The organism is Seonamhaeicola marinus, from assembly GCF_008085455.1.
Window position 1 is genome coordinate 1 of sequence record NZ_VSDQ01000069.1, and the last position, 408, is coordinate 408.

A 408-nucleotide genomic window follows, 5' to 3' on the forward strand; every position below is an offset into this window, starting at 1 on the left:
CCTAGGCTCTCAGAGGCGATGAAGGACGTGATAAGCTGCGAAAAGCTGCGGGGATTGGCACATACAATTTGATCCGCAGATATCCGAATGGGGCAACCCACTATATTGAAGATATAGTATCCGAAAGGAGGTGAACCCGGAGAACTGAAACATCTAAGTACCCGGAGGAGAAGAAAACAAAAGTGATTCCGTTAGTAGTGGCGAGCGAACGCGGATTAGCCCAAACCAATATTGTTACGGCAATGTTGGGGTTGTAGGACTACAATATTTGAAACTAAGTTAACTAGAATTGTTTGGAAAGACAAACCGTAGAGAGTGATAGTCTCGTAAAGGTAAGCGAAGTGGAGATAGTAGTATCCTGAGTAGTGCGGGGCACGTGTAACCCTGTGTGAATTTGGCGGGACCATC

1 rRNA gene is annotated in these 408 nt (G+C 46.1%); it reads left to right on the forward strand.

The features are described from left to right. Positions 1-408: ribosomal RNA gene (locus FUA24_RS00440) — 23S ribosomal RNA — on the forward strand; the annotation flags it as partial.